The sequence below is a fragment of the Paenibacillus sp. NPDC057886 genome (genome assembly GCF_042796655.1).
Classification (GTDB): domain Bacteria; phylum Bacillota; class Bacilli; order Paenibacillales; family Paenibacillaceae; genus Paenibacillus.
This window is the reverse complement of sequence record NZ_JBHVMZ010000019.1, coordinates 1-21,757: the sequence shown is the minus strand read 5'-3', so window position 1 is coordinate 21,757 and position 21,757 is coordinate 1. Positions and strand designations below refer to the sequence as shown.

Annotated in this window: 19 protein-coding genes and 1 other RNA gene; 19 read left to right on the top strand and 1 reads right to left on the bottom strand. The window is 47.3% G+C overall.

Annotated elements, in window-relative coordinates:
* Positions 1-470: 470 nt before the first annotated feature.
* The 5 genes from ACFVQB_RS33790 (at position 471) to argS (ending at position 6,021) form a co-directional block, all read left to right on the top strand.
* A complete protein-coding gene (locus tag ACFVQB_RS33790) occupies positions 471-1,658 on the top strand; it encodes a WD40/YVTN/BNR-like repeat-containing protein (RefSeq protein WP_379449680.1) in 1,188 nt (395 codons plus the stop codon).
* Positions 1,659-1,874: 216 nt separating this feature from the next.
* Positions 1,875-3,356: an alpha-N-arabinofuranosidase gene (locus tag ACFVQB_RS33785; protein WP_379449678.1), complete on the top strand. Its 1,482-nt coding sequence runs from the start codon at positions 1,875-1,877 to the stop codon at positions 3,354-3,356.
* A gap of 4 nt (positions 3,357-3,360) precedes the next feature.
* The gene (locus tag ACFVQB_RS33780; RefSeq protein ID WP_379449676.1) at positions 3,361-3,654 is read left to right on the top strand and encodes a DUF6171 family protein; all 294 of its coding nucleotides are present in this window, start codon (positions 3,361-3,363) and stop codon (positions 3,652-3,654) included.
* A 265-nt stretch (positions 3,655-3,919) separates the two neighbouring features.
* The gene (locus ACFVQB_RS33775; RefSeq protein ID WP_063567645.1) at positions 3,920-4,345 is read left to right on the top strand and encodes a YwiB family protein; all 426 of its coding nucleotides are present in this window, start codon (positions 3,920-3,922) and stop codon (positions 4,343-4,345) included.
* A complete protein-coding gene (gene argS / locus ACFVQB_RS33770) occupies positions 4,342-6,021 on the top strand; it encodes an arginine--tRNA ligase (protein WP_379449674.1) in 1,680 nt (559 codons plus the stop codon). The genes ACFVQB_RS33775 and argS overlap by 4 nt, the downstream gene beginning before the upstream one ends.
* Before the next feature lie 245 nt (positions 6,022-6,266).
* Here the strand turns inward: argS and ACFVQB_RS33765 are convergent, their stop codons facing one another.
* Positions 6,267-7,421: a S8 family peptidase gene (locus ACFVQB_RS33765; protein ID WP_379449672.1), complete on the bottom strand. Its 1,155-nt coding sequence runs from the start codon at positions 7,419-7,421 to the stop codon at positions 6,267-6,269.
* A gap of 462 nt (positions 7,422-7,883) precedes the next feature.
* On the opposite strand from ACFVQB_RS33765, the gene rpoE reads away from it, so the two are divergent.
* The 14 genes from rpoE to ACFVQB_RS33695 all read left to right on the top strand — a co-directional run bounded on the left by rpoE (position 7,884) and on the right by ACFVQB_RS33695 (position 21,377).
* Positions 7,884-8,459: a DNA-directed RNA polymerase subunit delta gene (gene rpoE / locus ACFVQB_RS33760; protein WP_379449670.1), complete on the top strand. Its 576-nt coding sequence runs from the start codon at positions 7,884-7,886 to the stop codon at positions 8,457-8,459.
* A 492-nt stretch (positions 8,460-8,951) separates the two neighbouring features.
* The gene (locus ACFVQB_RS33755) at positions 8,952-10,556 is read left to right on the top strand and encodes a CTP synthase (protein WP_379449668.1); all 1,605 of its coding nucleotides are present in this window, start codon (positions 8,952-8,954) and stop codon (positions 10,554-10,556) included.
* Positions 10,557-10,776: 220 nt separating this feature from the next.
* Positions 10,777-11,163 (top strand): response regulator, encoded by a 387-nt coding sequence (locus ACFVQB_RS33750; RefSeq protein ID WP_379449666.1) that lies wholly within the window; start codon positions 10,777-10,779, stop codon positions 11,161-11,163.
* Positions 11,164-11,423: 260 nt separating this feature from the next.
* Complete coding sequence (gene fba / locus ACFVQB_RS33745) at positions 11,424-12,278, top strand: class II fructose-1,6-bisphosphate aldolase (protein ID WP_062329669.1); 855 nt, start codon at positions 11,424-11,426, stop codon at positions 12,276-12,278.
* Positions 12,279-12,427: 149 nt separating this feature from the next.
* Positions 12,428-13,681 (top strand): UDP-N-acetylglucosamine 1-carboxyvinyltransferase, encoded by a 1,254-nt coding sequence (locus ACFVQB_RS33740; protein WP_379449665.1) that lies wholly within the window; start codon positions 12,428-12,430, stop codon positions 13,679-13,681.
* Between the two features lie 469 nt (positions 13,682-14,150).
* On the top strand, positions 14,151-15,476 hold the full coding sequence (gene rho / locus ACFVQB_RS33735) for a transcription termination factor Rho (protein WP_076292185.1): 1,326 nt from the start codon (positions 14,151-14,153) through the stop codon (positions 15,474-15,476).
* A gap of 99 nt (positions 15,477-15,575) precedes the next feature.
* Positions 15,576-16,850, top strand: coding sequence for a radical SAM family protein (locus ACFVQB_RS33730; RefSeq protein WP_076292184.1), 1,275 nt, complete (start codon positions 15,576-15,578; stop codon positions 16,848-16,850).
* 103 nt (positions 16,851-16,953) lie between these two features.
* Positions 16,954-17,151: a 50S ribosomal protein L31 gene (rpmE, locus tag ACFVQB_RS33725; RefSeq protein ID WP_024628775.1), complete on the top strand. Its 198-nt coding sequence runs from the start codon at positions 16,954-16,956 to the stop codon at positions 17,149-17,151.
* A gap of 149 nt (positions 17,152-17,300) precedes the next feature.
* Positions 17,301-17,568: signal recognition particle sRNA large type (gene ffs, locus ACFVQB_RS33720), an RNA gene on the top strand.
* Between the two features lie 173 nt (positions 17,569-17,741).
* Positions 17,742-19,502, top strand: coding sequence for a DNA polymerase III subunit gamma/tau (gene dnaX, locus ACFVQB_RS33715; RefSeq protein WP_379449648.1), 1,761 nt, complete (start codon positions 17,742-17,744; stop codon positions 19,500-19,502).
* 48 nt (positions 19,503-19,550) lie between these two features.
* The gene (locus ACFVQB_RS33710) at positions 19,551-19,862 is read left to right on the top strand and encodes a YbaB/EbfC family nucleoid-associated protein (protein WP_024628773.1); all 312 of its coding nucleotides are present in this window, start codon (positions 19,551-19,553) and stop codon (positions 19,860-19,862) included.
* Positions 19,863-19,896: 34 nt separating this feature from the next.
* The gene (gene recR, locus ACFVQB_RS33705; protein WP_062329683.1) at positions 19,897-20,496 is read left to right on the top strand and encodes a recombination mediator RecR; all 600 of its coding nucleotides are present in this window, start codon (positions 19,897-19,899) and stop codon (positions 20,494-20,496) included.
* A 347-nt stretch (positions 20,497-20,843) separates the two neighbouring features.
* Positions 20,844-21,071, top strand: a complete 228-nt coding sequence (locus ACFVQB_RS33700) for a DUF2508 family protein (RefSeq protein WP_379449733.1) — start codon at positions 20,844-20,846, stop codon at positions 21,069-21,071.
* A 36-nt stretch (positions 21,072-21,107) separates the two neighbouring features.
* Positions 21,108-21,377, top strand: a complete 270-nt coding sequence (locus tag ACFVQB_RS33695; protein WP_090905314.1) for a pro-sigmaK processing inhibitor BofA family protein — start codon at positions 21,108-21,110, stop codon at positions 21,375-21,377.
* The last annotated feature ends 380 nt before the right edge of the window (positions 21,378-21,757 follow it).

The window sequence follows — 21,757 nt, the reverse complement described above, 5'->3', positions numbered from 1 at the left end:
TTTGGGATGACCCTATCTTAATATTTATGTATAATATGGAAATAGAGGAAAGGGGGTATATTATGCGTGCAATCCGGGCTCAATTGAGTATGTATCCCAGATGGTTCATAGCGGTACTTATGATATTTACCATCAATCTTATATTAACAATGACTTTATTCCTCAATTTAACGTTAATACTGGTTAATCTCGCCATGTTATATATTGCCTTTAGCATCAAGACACTTAAATACAATAAATTGCATTTTGTACTGTGCCTTATTTTAAGTATCACTTTTGTGATTATTGCGTTTAAGACATATCCCATTTAAATCAGCTCTTAGTAGAGATTAATGATGAACCACTCATGCCCATGAGATAAAAAATGTGGGCATGAGTGGTTTTTTTATTGCAATAATGTCACGCGCGATAAACAAATTGTTACGTTAAATCCTGCAAAATAGGGTAAAAACATAAAAGGAGGTGTCACGATGACAACAAAGAGCAGAACGACATGGAAACGGATTGGCGCACTCGCACTATCGGTAACGCTGGCTTGGGGACTGGGTCCGGTACATACACTACCAGGAGCTAACGCTGCATCCTCCCCAACATGTGGAACTGGAGATCATGGATTAACGGCTACGTTGAAAAAGGGCAGTGGCGTGGAAGATCAGCGCCTGCAATTTACGGATATCGATTTTCTAAACAATACAACCGGACGAGCTGCTGGTGAAGGCTTCCTCATTGGCACATCAAATTCAGGCTGCACATGGCAGTCCATCTATACAGGCCAATGGCAGTTCACACAACTTGATTTCCCGAATAACGTGAATGGATTTGCTTTGGCAAAGGTGAAGAATTCTCCAACGACGTATCTCATCCGCTCAACGGATGGCGGCGCGCACTGGACACGGATGGATACTAAAGGCATACAATTTAAACGTATTGATTTTCGCAATAAAAACGAAGGCTTTGGATACACCTATAATGGGGCTTATTTGACGAAGGATGGCAGTGAAACATGGAATCGGATCTCCACACCAGCCAATACACGCGGAGCTGTGTTCACGACAGAGAAGCAAGGTTATGCCATTGTAGTGGCTCCTGGTTCGGGTTATCGTATCATGCAGACAAGTAACGGCGGTAAGAACTGGACGCAATCGCTGAAGGTAGCCTCGACAACCTGGAGCGGTGGAGATTTATACGCAAGTGGTAATCAGGTATGGGCCCTTCTTTATGGCGACGCAGGGATGTCTCAGCAGTCGTATTCCCTCTATGCGAGCGGGAATGAGGGCAAGAACTGGAGACAGGTCTTCGCTCAATCCACAGCAGGTGGTGGCCCGGCTCCAGGTGCAAGCAGCACAGGGAATGGAAAAGGCCCCGCAGACCCAGGGGGTCACCCAGGGAACATGGCGTTAATCGGTAATCAGACGGCCTATCTCTCCGCAGGATCACCTGCAGCAGGCAAAGTGGGGATTGGACGTTCTTATGATGCAGGTTCCACGTGGAAAAATATCGACCTGAAAGATCCAGGTTATAGCTCGCGCATTTCGTTTCCTTCTGCCAAAACAGGCTGGCTCGTCGTAACGAGCGACAATTCTCCTGCAATTTATGAGACGACAGATGGTGGAACAACATGGAAGCAAAAAATGTTATTGCCCGCTGAAAACGAGTAAATGGCGTCATGCCATGGAATAATTTCAAGGCGATTTCAATCTAAAATGGGATAAATCTTAAATTATTTGGCCTGATGAGGCCAGCGCAAACAAACAAGTCTTTTCCGGACAAATGAAGCCGGAAAGGGCTTGTTTTTGCTTAAATAAAAACGGTTGAATCCTGTTCAGAAACAAGTTATTGTAAGCGATAACAATACTTTTTGGGAGGTTGAAATTATGGTTGATGTTATTTTAAAGGCTGATTCGGAACAAGGATTAATAAATCGCAATATATATGGTCATTTCTCAGAGCATCTGGGACGCTGTATCTATGAAGGCATCTGGGTAGGGGAGGACTCACCTATTCCCAATACGGAAGGTATCCGAAATGATGTGCTTACTGCACTACAAAAACTCCATATTCCCGTACTTCGCTGGCCTGGAGGTTGTTTTGCCGACGAATATCACTGGAAAGATGGCGTGGGTCCAAAAAGTGAGCGCGCCCGGATGATCAATACGCACTGGGGCGGGGTAGAAGAGAACAATCATTTTGGTACGCATGAATTCCTGAGACTATGTGAGTTACTTGATACGCAGCCATATATCAGTGGCAATCTGGGGAGCGGTACAGTGCAGGAGATGCAGGAATGGGTGGAGTACATCACGTTTGATGGGGAATCACCGATGGCGAATTGGCGGAAGAGCAACGGTCGTGAAGAGCCATGGAAGCTGAAATACTTTGGTGTGGGGAACGAGAACTGGGGTTGCGGCGGTAATATGCGTCCGGAATACTACGCAGATGAATACCGTCGTTATGCTACATATGTACGCAACTATTCCGGAAATGAAATTTATAAAATTGCCTGCGGCCCCAATGACAACAACTATCACTGGATGGAGGTGTTAATGCGGGAAGCCGGTCGTTTTATGGACGGAATCAGCCTGCATTATTACACCATTCCAACAGGTGAGTGGGCAGATAAAGGTCAGGCTACAGGTTTCGGAGAAGCTGAGTGGTTCACCACATTGAAAAAGACGCTATATATGGAAGAGTTACTTGTGAAGCACTCCGAGATTATGGACAAATATGATCCTGAGGGCAGAGTAGGTATTATCGTGGATGAGTGGGGAACGTGGTATAACGTTGAGCCAGGTACTAATCCAGGGTTCCTGTATCAACAAAATACGATGCGTGATGCTGTACTTGCAGGGATCAATCTGAATATTTTCAACCAACATAATAAAAGAGTGCATATGGCCAATCTGGCCCAGATCGTTAATGTTCTCCAGGCGTTGGTTTTGACAGAAGGAGAGAAGATGCTTCTTACGCCTACATATCATGTGTTTGATATGTATCAGGTACACATGGACGCGCAGCGGTTGGAACTGAATTACGAGAGCCCTGGATACACGTTCGGGGAAGAGACCATCCCTCAACTGAGTTTGTCGGCTTCTCGCAGCAATGATGGCGTTATCCATGTGACGGCGTGTAACCTGAGTCACACGGATGAGCTTGAAGTGGTTTGTCAGATTGAATCAACGGAAACTTCTGCGGTATCGGGACGAATTCTGCATCACGCAGATTATAGTGCATTCAACACAATTGAACAGCCGGATCAGGTTCAACCTGCGGACTGGAAGGGTATTACACTCGAAAATAACAAACTGCGTTTTGTACTGCCTCCGGCCTCGGTTGGTGTGGTCGCAATAAAGGCTTGATCAGATGGATTCATTCTTGCAGAGTAGAAGTGCTGGGAAACGTGAACCATGCAAGGGGTGTAATGATCAATATGATGCGAAGATTAGTGAAGCTAAGATGGCCCGGCTCGTGGAGTTGGCCTCATGCTCACGTCCGGCCGTCGAGGATGCTGAATATGAGCGGCGTTTATCCATCTGCTCTGATTGTCCAGGGTTACAATACGGTACGACTTGCCGCTATTGTGGCTGTCTCGTACGGGTGCGAGCCAAGCTGGTAGAGTCAACCTGTCCATTTCCATATGAGCCGCGATGGACCTGATCCAGAACGTATTTCTTTATTAATGAAGCAAGGCAGAGCTGCACTTTACAGGTGTGGCTCTGCTTTTTTTGGCGCTGATGGGCAAAAACTCTGAATTTGGATTTGAATTGAGCGGGTGAACTGGATATAGTTATACAGTAGAGTGTAGGATAGCGAGCTATCCGGGAATATGAGCGCGTATAGCGGCACAACAATACAGGAAGGGCTGTTCTCACCGGCCGTGCCTGATTTTGCGTCGCCTCGAATATAATGGAGGTTAACATTCATGTCGAACATGCGACCGGTTCAGATCCGGCTGCACAGCCGTTATGAAGGTGAAGATGTACTGCAGGAAATGCAGGGTGAAGCTGTATTGAAGGGATCTGTGCTCTATGTTCGTTATGAAGAGCCACAGGCTGGACCTGAGGGCGGTATTACCCGCACAACTTTGAAGCTGGGCGGACAATCCATCAAGATTATACGTCACGGCGAGGTGGAATCGGAGCAAACGTTTGAATTAAACCGCAAGCTCCCTGGTTTTTACCGCTCGCCGTATATGTCGTTTGCCTTGTCCACGCATACACAGGAGCTGGAACTTTCCATTCAGGGATTGAGCGCACGCGCAGCGTGGAGCTATGACTTTTACCGCTTTGACGAAGAATCCGGACATTTCGCGATTAGTTTGCATATACAGGAGGAACCAATTTCATGACACGTAATCCATTAGATACGATTAACGAACGGGTAAGTACAGCCATCGGCAATGCCATTGTGACTGCTGGCATTGTTGCACAGGGGGACCTGCCGACCATCACCCTTGAAGTACCACGCGAGAAAACACACGGCGATTTGGCGACCAATGCGGCTATGCAACTGACCAAGATTGCCAAGCGTAATCCACGCCAGATCGCAGAAGAGATTATTGCCAATCTCAACCTGACTGAAGCTGGAATCGAGAAGGCGGAAATTGCCGGACCGGGATTCATTAACTTTAAGTTGGACAAGAGTTATCTCTATCCTGTGCTGGGGCTTGTACATGAGCAGGGTGAGAATTATGGAAGAATCAATGTTGGTGAAGGGCGCAAGGTCGAGATGGAGTTTGTCAGTGCCAACCCGACAGGCAGTCTGCATCTGGGCCATGCGCGTGGAGCGGCTGTGGGTGATGCGCTTTGCAACATCCTCGACTATGCCGGATATGATGTAACACGTGAATACTACATTAATGACGCGGGTAACCAGGTATTTAATCTGTCTCGCTCCATTGAAGCTCGATATTTGCAGGAATTGGGCCAGGACGCAGAGATGCCGGAAGACGGTTATCATGGTGAGGATATCAAAGGATTCGCCAAGGAGCTAGTGGCTGAGAAAGGCGATTCTTTGCTGTCCATGCATCCAGGTGACCGTGCAGCTTATTTCCGCGACTTCGGTTTGGAGAAAGAACTGGACAAGATCAAACGTGACTTGAATCGCTTCCGTGTCAATTTCGACATCTGGTTCAGCGAAACTTCACTGTATGATAACGGAGAAGTGCTGCGTGTGCTTGACGAATTGCGTGATCGTAATGAAATCTATGAGCAAGACGGAGCAACTTGGTTGAAAACCATGCAGTATGGCGACGACAAAGAGCGTGTTTTGATCAAAAATGACGGTACGTACACGTACCTTACGCCGGACATTGCTTATCACCGTGATAAATATGCGCGTGGATACGACACGATGATTAACATCTGGGGAGCAGACCACCACGGTTATATTCCGCGGATGAAAGCGGCCATGCAGGCACTGGGCAACGATCCTGAGAAATTGGTCGTACTGATTGCACAGATGGTGAGCTTGTTCCAGAACGGCGAGAAAGTGAAGATGTCCAAACGTACAGGTAAGGCAGTGACGATGGAAGATCTGATGGACGAAGTAGGCATTGATGCCATTCGTTACTTCTTTACCATGCGCAGCATGGACTCTCATCTGGACTTCGACATGGACCTCGCGATTTCGACGTCCAATGAAAACCCTGTATTCTATGTACAATACGCTCACGCTCGGGTATGCAGCGTATACCGTCAGGCAGAAGAACAAGGCATTGAGTTGTTGCCATTGGCACAGATCGACTTTTCGAAGCTGACAACGGAACATGAATATGACCTTCTTCGCAAAATGGGTGAACTGCCTGAAGAAATCGCGACTGCTGCTACGGGATATGCGCCGCATCGTATTGTTCGTTATGTATATGAACTGGCATCCCTGTTCCACAGTTACTATCGTGCAGAGCGCGTCATTACTGAAGACGCGGGACAAACTCAGGCGCGTCTGGCGCTGATCGGTGCTGTACGCACCGTCATCGCAACAGCGCTTCGTCTGGTGGGCGTATCCGCACCGGACAAAATGTAATTCAAGCCTTGGCGGTGCTCAGCCGCCCTATGGCTTTGGCAAAAAGTCTCCATGCACCACGCCTGCAATGCAGCGTGGACATGGAGACTTTTTGCTGTGCCCGCGGCCGAGTTCACACGGTCCCGAGGCACCCAGAGCCAGCGCCGCCTGCCGCCGTGGGCAACCACCGTGAAGCATCACACCGCGCAGCAGTGCTGCGCTTAGCGATGCTTCACGGTACGGCTCCCTGTGGCAGGCAGCGCTCTTTACCCTCCGCCCTCCTGCATTAGCTTGAGGGCGTCAATCTCGCCACCGCGTATTTTGCTCTTCGCGGTGGTGGTCTTGCGTGCGCGAAGCGGAACGGTCGCACGCTTCACGAACGTTTTGATTTCGGCTGGCGACAGGCCGGGATGCTTCGCAAGTAAGAGCGCTATCGCGCCACTGACGTGCGATGTCGCCATGGAGGTGCCGCTCATCTCATGGTGCTTGCCTTGCACCCAGGAGGAGACAATTTTGTCCCCTGGCGCATATACATCGACGTATGCACCTCGGTTACTGAACGAGGCAATCCGCCGGTTTTTATCGGTTGCCCCAACCGATATCGTTTGCGGATAACGTGCCGGATAATCAATGCTGCGGCGTTTGCCGTCATTTCCTGACGAAGCGACAATGACAATCCCGGCCTGATAGGCACGGTTCACGACATCAAGCAATGCTTTGCTACGCGTTTTCATGCCAAAGCTCATATTGATAATATCAACCCGATTGCGCACACACCAGTCGATGCCGAGCACAATGTCTGACACGAAGGCCGAACCATTATGGTCGAATGCCTTCACCGGATAGATTAGGGAGCGAGGAGCTACGCCAATCATACCTGCCGTACTATTGGCTGCGGCAATGGTTCCGGCAATATGAGTGCCATGACCGTTATCATCATGAGGAAGCAGGCTGCGGTTTAACAGATTGATTCCACGTGCCAGCGAATAGCGAAGATCCGGATGTTGATAATCGGCACCTGTGTCAATCACGCCAATTTTGATCCGGTGTCCCGTGGATACGGACCATACTTTGGGAGCATGAATCTGTTTTACGCCCCAAGGTATGCCCTGAGCACTGCTCGGTTTACTGTGAAGCGCGGTGGCATGAAGGGAGACCGACACATCTTCTTCTACTGTAATCTCATCGCTGTAGCGAGATAGTTCTTCTGGGTCATGCACCGGGGCGATAATGGAGCGGGCCAGTCGGGAGGAGCGTATCGCACCAAGATCCGTAAATTCATTCCTCATCCGCGACAGTTCCACGAGGCAGGCTTCATATTGCTTCGGTTTGGCGAACCGGATCAGGTACCGCCGCCCCTGTTCTGGTTCGGGACGTTGCATTCCTTCAACCAATTGATGTAGAAAACCAGTATAGTCCATAATGGGCAGCCCCCTTCGGGATGAACATGCTGAGGTATTCTATGAATGCGTTGATCCCGCCGCATGGGGAACATGCCCTTTTTTTACAAAAACACATTCTCTTCGTGTCAAAACGGGCGCAGGGACATATGATGGATGGAGGGCTAGAGGGCTCTTGCGGGGACCCTGGTGAGGAGCGATCCTTCAAGGGTATACAGTCAGAAGGCGGAGGGGACTCCGTCTTTTTTATATGATGATGCCTTTTTTTGCCCAAAGACGATATGCATGCGAGTTAGATGTCTCTTACGGTCTGTATATTGCTCGTTTGAAGTCGCTTCTTGGAATTATGAGACATCGATACATAAAAACTTGCTTTTTAACGCTAAATAGGTTTTACTTAGGTTTGTTAATGGATATGTTATACGTAACGTTCCAGTTCGTAGGGATATAAAGTGAATTTTGTGTGAGAGGAAGTGTCTGTCAGTGAGTACCTCGCTCAATTTGAAAATTGATAAAGAAAAGGTCAGAGAGATTCCTTTGGTGGACCTCGCCTTTATGGTGCTGAAAGCGGCCAATACGCCGTATTACTACCGTGATTTGATGAATGAGGTAGCTAAGCAGCGCGGAATGACTGATGAAGAAATTAACGAGTTTATCGCCCAGCTATATACCGAGATTAATATCGATGGCCGTTTTGCTTGCGTCGGTACAAGTCTGTGGGGCTTGAAGCGCTGGTATCCGGTAGCTGGATCGGAAGATACCATGACGGGTGCGAAGCGTCCGCGCATCATCAACGATGAAGACGATGATCTGGAAGATGAGGACTTCGGGGAAGAAGACAGCTACAACAGTGACGAAGACTTCGATAATTCTGACGATGATCAGGACGAAGATGATGATGAAGATGATGATGATGAGGAAGACGACATCTTTGACGAAGAAGATGGCGATGAAGAAGTTCTAGTTGAAGATGACGATTTGGAAGAGGAAGACCTCGATGAAGACGATGAAGAAGAGTCCGAAAACGAGGGTGAATTTGACGACGATTCCGATAAGTAACAGTCATTTTTGACAGCGATAGTTTACCCGTTTTCCCCGCATAGTCAGCCTTGACAGCAGACGGGGTAACGGGTAAACTATTGCATGGGCTTATGAATGAGCGACAAAATATTTATGTTTTTTATAAAAAGTGCCCCGTCCTGCGGGAGTACTTTTTTTGTATTTTTAGAGGCAGAATTTTGCAAAATGATTTGAATTCCGCATGCTCCCGGCCAACAATCCGTGGTCTATTTTTGTATATCCAAAACACCAAATGGATCGATGCAATGATAACTATTTAGAGCAGGCCCGGAACGATGGCTCCCGGAAGGTTTGCACCATTCTACGCTGTAGAACAACGTTGTTTACACACGGTCTTCGCATGAAAGAGCAGTTCGCAGATGCAGGGAATTTCTGCCATTGCTCTTTTTAACGATGATTACCTGGGAAACGGGTTACGATAATACCATATATCGCCTGAATTTCTGTACTTATATTAGGAGGGTAATAACAGTGACAAAGTATATTTTCGTGACGGGCGGAGTTGTGTCCTCCCTGGGCAAAGGGATAACGGCTGCCTCGCTGGGCAGATTGCTGAAAAACAGAGGGTTGAAGGTAACCATTCAAAAATTTGATCCATACATCAATATCGACCCGGGAACAATGAGTCCTTATCAGCATGGTGAGGTATTTGTAACGGATGATGGCGCGGAAACGGATCTTGACCTTGGCCACTACGAACGTTTTATTGACATCAACCTCTCCAAAAACAGCAACGTCACGACTGGTAAAGTATACTCCTCCGTCATCAGCAAAGAGCGGCGCGGGGAATATCTGGGCGGAACGGTACAAGTTATTCCGCACATTACGAACGAAATCAAAGAGCGCGTATTCCGCGCAGGACGTGAAGCGGGTTCGGATGTCGTTATTACGGAGATCGGCGGTACGGTGGGTGATATCGAGAGCTTGCCGTTCCTGGAAGCTATTCGTCAAATCAAGAGTGATGTAGGTCGTGACAACGTCATGTACATCCATGTAACACTTATTCCTTACATCAAGGCTGCCGGTGAAGTGAAAACCAAACCAACGCAGCACAGCGTGAAGGAATTGCGCAGCATCGGAATTCAGCCGAACGTCATTGTTTGCCGTACAGAGTATGAGCTGTCCAAAGACATGAAAGCCAAAATCGCTCTCTTCTGTGATATTGATGAAAATGCCGTGGTAGAATGCCGTGATGCAGACACATTGTACCAAGTGCCTTTGAACCTGCGTGAAGAAGGTTTGGACGAGATCGTGGTGAACCACCTGAAGCTGACTACTCCTGCACCGGATATGAGCGAGTGGGAAGGGCTGGTTGACCGTATCAACAAGCTGAAGCATACAGTGGAGATTGCCATTGTAGGTAAATATGTAGCTTTGCATGATGCTTATTTGAGTGTTGTTGAATCCTTGTCTCATGCAGGATTTGCATCCAATGCTGATGTGAAGATCCGCTGGATTCACTCCGAGGATATCACTGATGAGAATGTAGGTGATCTGCTGCACGGCGTAGGCGGAATCCTCGTTCCAGGCGGATTTGGTGATCGGGGTATTGAAGGTAAAGTATCTGCGATTCGTTATGCCCGTGAGAAACAAATTCCGTTCTTCGGTATTTGCCTGGGTATGCAGGTTTCTGTTATTGAATATGCACGTTCAATCGTTGGTTTGACTGGGGCGAACAGCTCCGAGATCAATCCGGCTACGGAGTTCCCGGTAATCGACCTGTTGCCTGAACAAAAAGATATCGAAAACCTTGGTGGTACAATGCGTCTGGGTCTGTATCCTTGTAAGCTTCAAGAAGGTTCCCTGGCAATGGCTTGTTATGATGATGAGCTGGTCTATGAGAGACACCGTCACCGGTACGAGTTCAACAATGAATACCGTGAAGCGATTGAAAAAGCCGGTCTGGTTATCTCGGGTACATCCCCGGATGGACGTCTGGTTGAGATCGTGGAGCTTCCGGGACACCCATGGTTCCTGGCAGTACAATTCCACCCGGAATTCACTTCCCGTCCGAACCGTCCACAGCCGTTGTTCCGTGAGTTTGTAAAAGCTTCTCTGGAGAGCGCTGGAAAATAAGTATTGAACATTAAGCTATAAATAAAGGGATGTTCTTGGCAACCAATAAGGATGCCGGGGACATCCTTTTTTAGTGCGTCCAGAGAAGCGAAAATGGTTTTTGGCATTTTGGGATGTAAGCAGGATTTCAATGGGGGAGGTAGAATACTTATCATGACGACTATGGGATTGTTATCCAGATTCAGACGTACATGCTTTCCTAATTCTAGGAGGTTAATCAGTGGAAAATAAAAAAGTGTTGATTGTCGATGACCAAAACGGTATTCGAATCCTGTTAATGGAAGTGTTCAGCAGCGAAGGATATAACACGTTTCAAGCGCCTAATGGGAAGATTGCCCTGGAGATAGTAAATAATGACAAACCCGATCTTGTGCTGCTTGATATGAAGATTCCTGGCATGGACGGCCTGGAAATTCTGAAACATATTAAGGAAATTGATCCGGATATTAAAGTCATCATGATGACGGCTTATGGTGAACTGGACATGATCAAGGAAGCTACGGATCTTGGAGCGCTCATGCATTTTACGAAACCGTTTGATATCGATGAAATGCGAGTGGCAGTCAATATGCAGTTTCGAAACGATACTGCGAATAAGTGCAGCTGAATCCTGTAGATACAGGATTTTTTTGTGTGTGGAGATTTGAGAGTTTACGGGTGGGCATACAGGGTATTTCAGTCAATTATCCGGGGAATATTGGAAATAGGGACATCGTCATGCTGTGTCTATGAAAACTGTGCTGCAAAGCACAGCATTTTTGCAAATGCTTGTTTAGTATTTGACATGGGATGTGGTATAATAAGCCCGTATGTGATTTCGGCTAAAAACCATAGACACAACCCAACACCCCTAGGAGGATTGAAACCATGCCATTAGTATCTATGACAGACATGTTGAACAAAGCACTCGAAGGAAAATATGCAGTTGGTCAATACAACATCAATAACCTTGAGTGGACTCAAGCGATTCTTGCTGCTGCTGAAGAAGAGAAATCCCCAGTAATCTTGGGCGTATCCGAAGGCGCAGCGCGTCACATGAGCGGTTTCTACACAGTAGTTAAAATGGTAGAAGGACTCATTCACGACATGAAAATCTCCGTTCCAGTTGCTATTCACCTGGACCACGGTTCCAGCTTTGATAAGTGTAAAGAAGCGATCGATGCTGGATTTACATCCGTAATGATCGACGGTTCCCATCACTCCATCGATGAAAACATCGAAATGACTAAAAAAGTTGTTGAATATGCACACGCTAAAGGCGTTTCTGTAGAAGCCGAAGTAGGTACTGTTGGTGGACAAGAAGACGACGTTATCGGTGGCATCATGTACGCTGACCTGAACGAGTGTGTACGTATCGTTAAAGAAACAGGTATCGACACATTGGCTCCAGCTCTTGGTTCCGTACACGGTCCTTACCATGGCGAGCCTAACCTGGGCTTCAAAGAAATGGAAGAAGTTCGCGATGCAGTTAACGTTCCACTGGTACTGCATGGTGGTACAGGTATCCCTAAACATGATATCGACAAAGCCATTTCCCTGGGAACTTCCAAAATCAACGTGAACACTGAGAACCAAATTTCGTTCTCCAAAGTGGTTCGCGAAGTGCTTGCAGCTAAACCGGATGCTTACGATCCACGTACATTCATCGTACCAGGCCGTGATGCAATCAAAGAAACCGTTAAAGGTAAAATTCGCGAGTTTGGTTCCAACAACAAAGCGTAATTTGTCTTTACCAGTTCCATACTGTGCAAGTGGAAAGAACACCGCCTAGCCGGTGTCTTTCCATTTTCACGCCTTATTTCTACATCGTAAGCCAACAGCACGTATTGCCGTTAACCGGCTGCAAAACACGTAGGGGGACATTAAGCTTTATGGAAAAATTAATGATTAGTGGCGGACGTCCGTTACAGGGAACTGTAACTATAAGCGGCGCCAAGAACAGCGCCATCGCGCTTATTCCTGCAGCATTGCTTGCCGAGTCAGAAGTCGTGCTGGACAACCTGCCGCTTTTGAGTGACGTGGCGGTTTATGCAGAAATTTTGGAGGAACTCGGAGCTCGTGTACACTGGGAAGGCAGTCAGATGAAGATCGATCCTTCCGATATTAAATCCATTCCCATGCCGAATGGTCCCGTGAAGAAGCTTCGTGCTTCGTATTATATGATGGGAGCACTGCTTGGGCGTTTTAAAGAAGCAACCATTGGTTTACCAGGAGGCTGCAACTTTGAGCCTCGTCCAATTGATCAACATATAAAAGGGTTTGAAGCGCTTGGCGCAACCGTAACGAACGAACATGGCTCCATTCATTTGCATGCCAAAGAGCTGCGCGGAGCAAAGATTTATCTTGATGTAAGCAGTGTAGGTGCAACCATTAACATCATGCTGGCGGCTACTCGTGCCAAAGGCTCTACAATTATCGAAAACGCGGCTAAAGAGCCTGAGATTATAGATGTAGCAACACTTTTGAATTCAATGGGTGCCAGCATTAAGGGTGCAGGTACCGAAACGATCCGTATCGAAGGTGTGTCGGAGCTCAAGGGTTGCCGTCATTCCATCATTCCGGACCGTATACAAGCGGGCACGTATATGATCGCTGCGGCTGCGACGCGTGGCGACGTTCTGATTGACAATGTCATTCCCAAACATCTGGAGGCTTTGACGGCAAAGTTGCTGGAAATGGGTGTTGGCATTGAAGAGCTCGACGAAAGTATTCGTGTCATTGGCAAACCGAGTTACAATCATGTAGATGTTAAGGCGCTCGTATATCCCGGTTTTCCGACGGATTTGCAGTCCCCGATGACCAGTGTGTTAACACAGGCAACGGGTGTGAGCGTTCTGAGCGACTTTGTATATAGCAACCGGTTTAAGCACGTTCCTGAGCTGTTGCGCATGGGCGCAAAGATTCGTGTCGAAGGGCGCTCAGCTATTATTGAAGGCAGTGCATTGAATGCGGCCAAGGTAAAAGCATCCGATCTTCGCGCCGGTGCAGCGCTGGTGATCGCAGGTCTCACCGTCAGTGAAGGTGTGACCGAAGTGACAGGCGTGGAGTTTATTGATCGTGGGTACGATCATCTAGTAACCAATCTGCGTCTGCTAGGTGCAGATGTGTGGCGAGAAACCGATTAATTCTGTATTGTATGACGAGTTTTACGGCATTAAAGTAATTATTTTGACAGAACTGCATATCCTTTCAGTAATTGGGTAAACCTGTTTTAATAGAGTTCTCAGTCTCTCCGGGATAAGATGGAATGTTCCTGTTTCCTTTACCGGAGGGTCTTTTTTTGAGTGAGACTTCATATGGCTGTAAGAACATCATTGCCTTTTCCCCAAACCCCGGTTTTGTTTGAACTGCGCTCCATAGCCGGTCTGCCCGGATCGAACGCCTCATATATTCGTGTTCACTCACTAGCGGATCTTGCCGAAAGCTGGCCATCCCGCCCGGAAACTCACACTCAAAGACAAGTATTTGCATTATAACGGTTACATTCCGTACAATGGACAGAAGAGAAGTTCAGAACGATGCTGCTCTTATAGCCGGAACATCAAGCGAAACTATCCATTTCACGGACTTATTAATTGAATAGGTGGTTATTATATGGATCTACAAATTTCCGATTTGGAAGAAATGAAACTAACGGACCTCTACAAACTGGCCAAAAAATATCAAATTCCCTACTACGGTACATTAAAAAAGAAAGAATTGATCTTCGCCATACTACGTGCACAAGCTGAACAGAGCGGATTGATGTTTATGCAGGGTGTGCTCGAAATTCTACCTGAAGGCTACGGATTTCTTCGTCCGATCAATTACCTGCCAAGTACGGAAGACATCTACATCTCAGCTTCACAGATTCGCAAGTTTGACCTAAGAACAGGTGACCTCGTATCAGGAAAGTGTAGAACACCTAAAGAAAACGAGCGATACTTCGGCTTGCTGCAAGTCAACGCTGTAAATGGTGAGAATCCATCGGCGGCTGCGGAAAGACTTCACTTCCCGGCATTAACCCCATTGTACCCGCAGAAGAAACTGGTTCTCGAAACATCCCCCAACCATTTGTCCACACGCATTATGGATGTGCTCGCCCCGGTAGGACTGGGACAGCGCGGATTGATCGTAGCACCTCCCAAAGCGGGTAAAACACTTCTCCTCAAAGAAATCGCCAACAGCATCTCAACCAACAACCCAGAAATCGAACTATTTGTCCTGTTGATTGATGAACGTCCGGAAGAAGTTACGGATATGTCGCGTTCGGTTAAAGGGGAAGTTGTGGCTTCTACGTTTGATGAGCTGCCAGAGAACCACATCAAAGTTGCGGAATTGGTGCTTGAACGTGCGCTCCGTCTGGTTGAAGCAAAAAAAGATGTCGTTATTCTGCTGGATAGCATTACGCGTCTTGCTCGTGCATATAACCTGGTCATTCCACCGTCTGGACGGACACTTAGTGGGGGTATTGACCCGGCGGCATTCCATCGCCCGAAACGTTTCTTCGGTTCTGCGCGGAATGTGGAAGAGGGTGGAAGCCTGACGATCCTGGCCACAGCGTTGATTGATACGGGATCACGTATGGATGATATCATTTATGAAGAATTTAAAGGTACGGGCAATATGGAGCTTCATCTGGACCGTAAGCTGGCAGAGCGTCGTATTTTCCCGGCTATCGATATTCGTCGTTCCGGTACACGCCGCGAAGAAGTGTTGCTGAGCAAGGAAGAACTGGATACAATCTGGGCGATTCGTAAAAACATGAACGATTCCCACGACTTTGTTGAAGGCTTCTTGAAGAAACTGCGTAATAGCAAAACGAATGCTGAGTTCTTGGCGGCATTTGATACAGCTGGCAGCAGTCCGACCAGCAACTCCGGATCGACTACGACTCGGCGCTCGCCAAGACAGACTGCAGCGTCCGGTACAACCACCTAGAATTACGTCGTTGATATTAACTCAAATTTTGCAGCGTTGCTGCTGATTAACAATATACTCGTCGTTTGGCTTTAACCCATTAGATGTGAGGAGAACATCATGTATTTAGTATACGCAGATGAAAAAGGTAATGTATTTGATCACCCTTCCCTGTACGGGCTTGCCCGCAGTGGAGATATGATCGTCGAAATTATGGAGGATGAGCTGATTCCTTTGCCGGAAGGTGCAACGCTGGTTGGGCTGCCGAGTACACGTCCGATTGGTATGGACCCGGATACTGGCGAAATGCTGCCAATGCCTAGTGATACACAGGCGGTTGGGGCTTTGCTTCCGCAAGGATTCACTCGGCTGTGTCTGCCGGGGTATGTAAAAACGGATAAGGAGTACAAACTGCCTTTGTTCGGATACTCGGCTGTTGTGTGGAAAGATGGTCAGTTTTACGTCACTGCCCGGATGTCGGATCATCCAGACCAATGGAACCCGCTGAACTGTGATCGGGATGACGTGCGTGCGGGTGTTAAACGTTTAACGAAGCAATATCCCGAAAACCGCCTCTATACCCACCTGTCCAATTGTGCGCTCGGATATGAATGTCTGACTTCGTCCAACACCTTCCTGAATCGTTGGGAAGGCGGAGTTCCGGTATCCTATTCCTGCAACGCTGGCTGTTTCGGATGTATTTCCGAGCAACCGGATGATAGTGGCTTCGTTTCCCCGCAGACCCGTATGAATTTCCGTCCGCGTGTGGACGAAATCGTTGAAGTAATGCTGGAGCACTTGAAGACGCCGGAATCGATTATCAGCTTTGGTCAAGGTTGTGAAGGGGAGCCTTCCACACAGGCCAAATTGATTATTGAAGCCATCCGCGAAGTGCGTTCCATTACTGACATGGGATATATCAACATTAACACCAATGCTGGTTTGAATGATCACATGAGAGGTATTGTAGATGCAGGGCTTGATCTAATGCGCGTAAGTACAATTAGTGCACTGGATGACCACTATAATGCATACTACAAACCTCGTGGATATACACTAGCCAATGTAGAAAAATCGATGAAATACGCTGCTTCCCAGGGTGTATATACGTCGATCAACTATTTGATCTTCCCGGGAGTAACGGATCGTGAGGAAGAGATTGAAGCGATGATTGAGTTTGCTCGCAGAACCGATTTGCGTCTTATTCAAATGCGTAATCTTAATATAGACCCGGAGAGCTATCTGGAATTGATTCCTCCAGCTCAAGGTGATATTTTGGGCATGAAGCAAATGATTGAGATCTTTGAGGAAGAGCTGCCTGATGTCGTTATCGGCTCCTATACGCATGTTCCCCCAGCTGGAATGGCACGTCCCAAACGCCTGATCACCTCTTGACAATAATGGATTGCAACCGGCATTAGGCCGTGTTATAATCTTCGATGTTGTGCCATTTACTCTGGGTCCGCTTGAGGCTCAGGGCGGAAAGAGGTGAAAGGTAATGAAAGCAGCAATTCATCCTAAATACACGATTGGTCAAGTATCTTGCGCTTGCGGGAATACTTTTGAAACTGGTTCGGTTAAAGACGGACTTCGTGTAGAGATTTGCTCCGCGTGCCACCCGTTCTTCACCGGTAAACAGAAGTTTATCGATGCTGGCGGCCGTGTTGATCGTTTCAAGAAAAAATACGGAATCTAATTCAGCAATTCCTTGGGGATTGTCTGACTATTACATCCAAATCACCTCTGCCGTTCCGGCAGGGGTTTTTATATGTTTTTATGTGATTGTAATGCCACTCATTTCGCTCTGGTTGCAATTTAGACAGCCTTAAGTTATACTATTTCTTACCGTGCTAGATGGGGAGGTAGCGGTGCCCTGTAACTCGCAATCCGCTACAGCGAGGTTGAATTCCTGCTAGAGGTTTTGTCGATGTGAGGTTTGGTCCCTTAACGTGGTGTTGACGGTTGGGTCCTCCGCAATGAGTACTCATGAACCTGGTCAGGTCCGGAAGGAAGCAGCCATAAGTGAGATCACTCTTGTGCCGGAGGGTCGCCTAGCCCGAGCTGTTGTTAAGGGGTGCCGCTTGGATCGCAAATATCGATAGCAGGTGCACGGCTTACCATTTATATGTAGAGACCTTTGCAGTTGTATGTATGCAGAGGTCTTTTTGATATGTCTAAAAAAACCAAGCATGAAGAGTCAGATAAAGTTTGGATTCACCCCGGAATATAGTATAATGGGGGAACGACAAAGGACTCGAATGCGAAGTGGAAGGAAGGTAACGCATCATGGAGCATATCGCGTTATACCGGGCTTGGCGTCCCCAGTCGTTTCAAGATATGGTGGGACAACAGCATATTATTCAGACCTTGCAGAACGCGATTCGTGAACAGCGGACTTCCCATGCCTACTTGTTTAGCGGGCCCAGAGGAACAGGGAAGACGAGTGCCGCCAAGATTTTGGCCAAAGCTGTAAACTGCGAGCGCGGGCCTGCGCCTGAGCCTTGTAACGAGTGTGAAGCTTGCCGCAGGATTACGACTGGCGCTGTGATGGATGTGCAGGAAATTGATGCCGCATCCAACCGTGGCGTTGAAGAAATCCGCGATCTTCGGGAAAAGGTGAAATACGCCCCGACTGAAGTCCGGCAGAAAGTGTATATTATTGACGAAGTGCACATGCTGACGACAGAGGCATTCAATGCGCTGCTCAAAACATTGGAAGAGCCTCCGCCACATGTGATGTTTATTTTGGCAACAACAGAACCCCATCGTCTTCCGGCGACGATTATTTCTCGCTGTCAGCGATTTGATTTTCGCCGGGTGTCCTTGGAAGAACAGACAGCACGACTTACGCTGATTTGCGAACAGGAAGGCATGGAAGCCGATCAGGACGCACTCCAGTATATCGCCCGCCTGTCTGACGGAGGGATGAGGGACGCACTCAGTGTCCTGGATCAGATCTCTTCCTTTACAGATGGAAGGGTAACCTATCAGCAGGTTATGGATATGACCGGAGGCATTCCTTCCGAACAGTTTGCAAAGCTGGCTGCTTCTTTGCTCAAGGGCGATGTAGGTCATATTTTGCAAATGATCGAAGGGTTCATGCATGAAGGCAAGAGTGCGGACAAGTGCATGGAAAATTTGCTTTATTATTTCCGTGATTTGCTTATGATTAAGATGGTGCCGGATGCAGATAAATTGACGGATCGGGTGCTTAATCCTGAGTCGTTCCGTGATATGGCGGAATCATTCACCAAGGAACAGCTGTTCCAGATGATTGATACCCTTAATCGGTACCAGAGTGAAATGAAATATGCAGTACAGCCGCAGACGCTGTTTGAAGTAGCTCTCCTTAAACTGTGCAGTATTCCTGCTCAAGGGGCGTCATCGGGTCAGGTGGCGGGTTCGGTCGGCGCTGCTCCTGCTGTATCCTCGCCAGCGGATGGCGGGGAGATCAACCGATTGAAGCAACAGCTTGCTGAACTGGAGAAAAAGCTGGATCGTGCGCTTAAGGGTGGTTTGTCTGGGGGAGAGGCTGCATCAAGTGCTCCTTCACGTCCAGCAACAAGAGCTCCGGTGTCGAGAGGCAATTCGCCAGCGAAGCTGCCTGCACAGCTCGATCAGTATGTTGCGCGTAAGGGATCTCCTGAGTTTGTGGAGGTCAGCAAGAAGTGGGGGCAGATCCTGCAGCGTGTAAAAGAAGAGAAAGTAACCGTTCACGCCTGGTTTATGGATGGTGAACCGGTATCGCTGCTGGAAGACAATGTTCTGGTGGCGTTTAAGAACAACATCCACCGTGAAACTACGGAGAAGCAGGCTAATCGTGAAGTGATTGAACGGGTGCTGTCTGAACAGCTTGGACGTTCAGCGCGTCTTGTGACGATGATGCTCAAAGATTGGACTGGAGCGATGGAAGGAGCTACTGAAACGCCAAAGGAGGACTTTAAGCTTGAACCTGAGCATGAAGACGGCGGTTCAGGCAACAAGCAGCCTTGGATTGATGAAGCCATCCAGCTCTTTGGTGAGGACCTTGTAGTGATCAAAGAATAGATATACATGCGCCTGGCGCGATAATTATACCAAAGGAGATGAATAATCATGAACAACATGAACCAAATGATGAAACAAGTGAAGAAAATGCAGGAGCAAATGCTGAAGGCACAGGAGGAGCTGGCGGACAAAACAGTCCAAGGTACTTCCGGTGGCGGCGTTGTAACTGCTGAAGTTAACGGACATAAGAAATTGCTGGCTATCACCATCAAGCCAGAAGCGGTTGATCCAGAAGATGTAGAAATGCTGCAGGATCTGGTTATGACAGCAGTCAATGACGCAATGACCAAAGCTGATGAAATTGCGAACCAGGATATGGGTAAATTCACAGGCGGCATGAAAATTCCGGGATTATTTTAATTTAAATTGATCCTATCAAAGGAGACGCAATCGATTGTATTATCCCGAACCGATAGCGAAGCTGATTGACGCCTTCACCCGTTTGCCAGGTGTTGGCCCCAAGACTGCAGCGCGACTAGCTTTTCATGTGCTTAACATGAAGGAAGATGACGTTATTGATTTTGCCAAAGCACTCGTCAGTGTGAAGCGGAATCTTCATTACTGTTCGGTGTGTTGTAATATTACGGATACTGACCCGTGTCGGATCTGTCAGGATAAATCCAGGGATGTCTCGGTAATCTGTGTAGTCCAGGATTCCAAAGATTTGGTGGCTATGGAGCGTACCAAGGAATTTGACGGATACTATCATGTGCTGCAGGGTGCAATCTCTCCTATGGAGGGAATAGGTCCGGATGATATCCGTCTGAAGGAACTTTTGACCCGTTTAAGCGATGAGCGAGTTAAGGAACTGATTCTGGCTACAAACCCGAATATCGAAGGAGAGGCCACGGCGATGTATATATCCCGTCTGGTCCGTCCGTTTGAGATCTCAGTGACTCGGATTGCCCATGGATTGCCTGTTGGGGGCGACCTGGAGTATGCGGATGAAGTGACTCTTTCCAAGGCGCTGGAAGGGCGCAGGGAAATGAGATAGTTATGCGTGTTTCTTGATGAGAGCATGCGCATATAATGTTCGATTTCCTGAAAAAAAGAATAGAATAGATGAGTTTGGATTAATTAGAGAGCCTATTTGGCTCTCTTTTTTTGTTTTAATACTCGTTTTTAACATTGGCCAAATGTGAAGTCTTCACTTCTGCTGATGTATGGATATTAATCCATAGAATTGCGTTGAGATCAAATTAACTGTTCATTAAATTATTTAGCTCAGTTCTAAGTTTGTCCTTTCCCTGATATGTATGAGAATATGCGTGCTGATCAGGAGGGGGAGGGCTTATGTTTACATGGCGAAATGTAGGAAGATCGGTGGAGAAGCGTGAAAGAATGCTAAAGGAGATGGAAGAGGACCAGATCTATTCAGATATTCAGAAAGCCAAGGCAGAGTGGGAAAGGGCTGTAAGACAGTTTGAAGAGGCGCAGGGGCAGGATGAGATCGATTATGCGATCTATGTGCTGGAGGCCGCGGAGCGTAAATATCAGATTCATCTGAAGCGGGCTAAACGTGTAGGGATTAAAAAGGCGGTTATAGGTGATCGGGGGATGGGCATGTAGTTGAAGGTTTGACATTCAATTATGGGGGTGCTAAGTATGAAGAGTCTTATTTTAGGCAGTGTACTTGTTGTGTCATTACTAGGGCTGATAATCATCTTGTTTAGAAAACGGATTGGGCTATCCTTTTTTACATCATTCGGAATTCATCTGGTACTGGCTGCAGTGGGGATATATGTTGTTAATTATTCAGGGTGGATCACAGGAGCTTACATACCACTGAACCCTGCTACAATAGGTACTGTAAGCATTCTGGGATTGCCGGGTGTTGGTTTATTATTAGGTTTGAAAATTTCTTTGTTTGGGTAGTTGACTCCTGCGATGTTTATATGGTACATTATATCTCGTTGCTTTGCTTGCTTGGTTAATGCTTTTGACGAAATGATTGGTTCGATGAGAACTTAAAAAAAGAATTTCAAAAAAAAGCTTGACTGAAACAAACGAAGCATGGTATATTATAAAAGTCGCCGCTGAGAGAAAATGGTGACGAAAAAGCAAGGAAATTATCAAGTTTGATCTTTGAAAACTGAACAACGAGTGAGTAACGATCTTGCTTGCAAGATCGACGCTGAGAAATCGGTACGAGTCTTCGGACTGTATGATTTCGAAGCAAAATAAATGAGATTTTTAATCTCGTCAGTTTCAAAATGAGCTTATCGCTCTTTTCAATACTTTATTGGAGAGTTTGA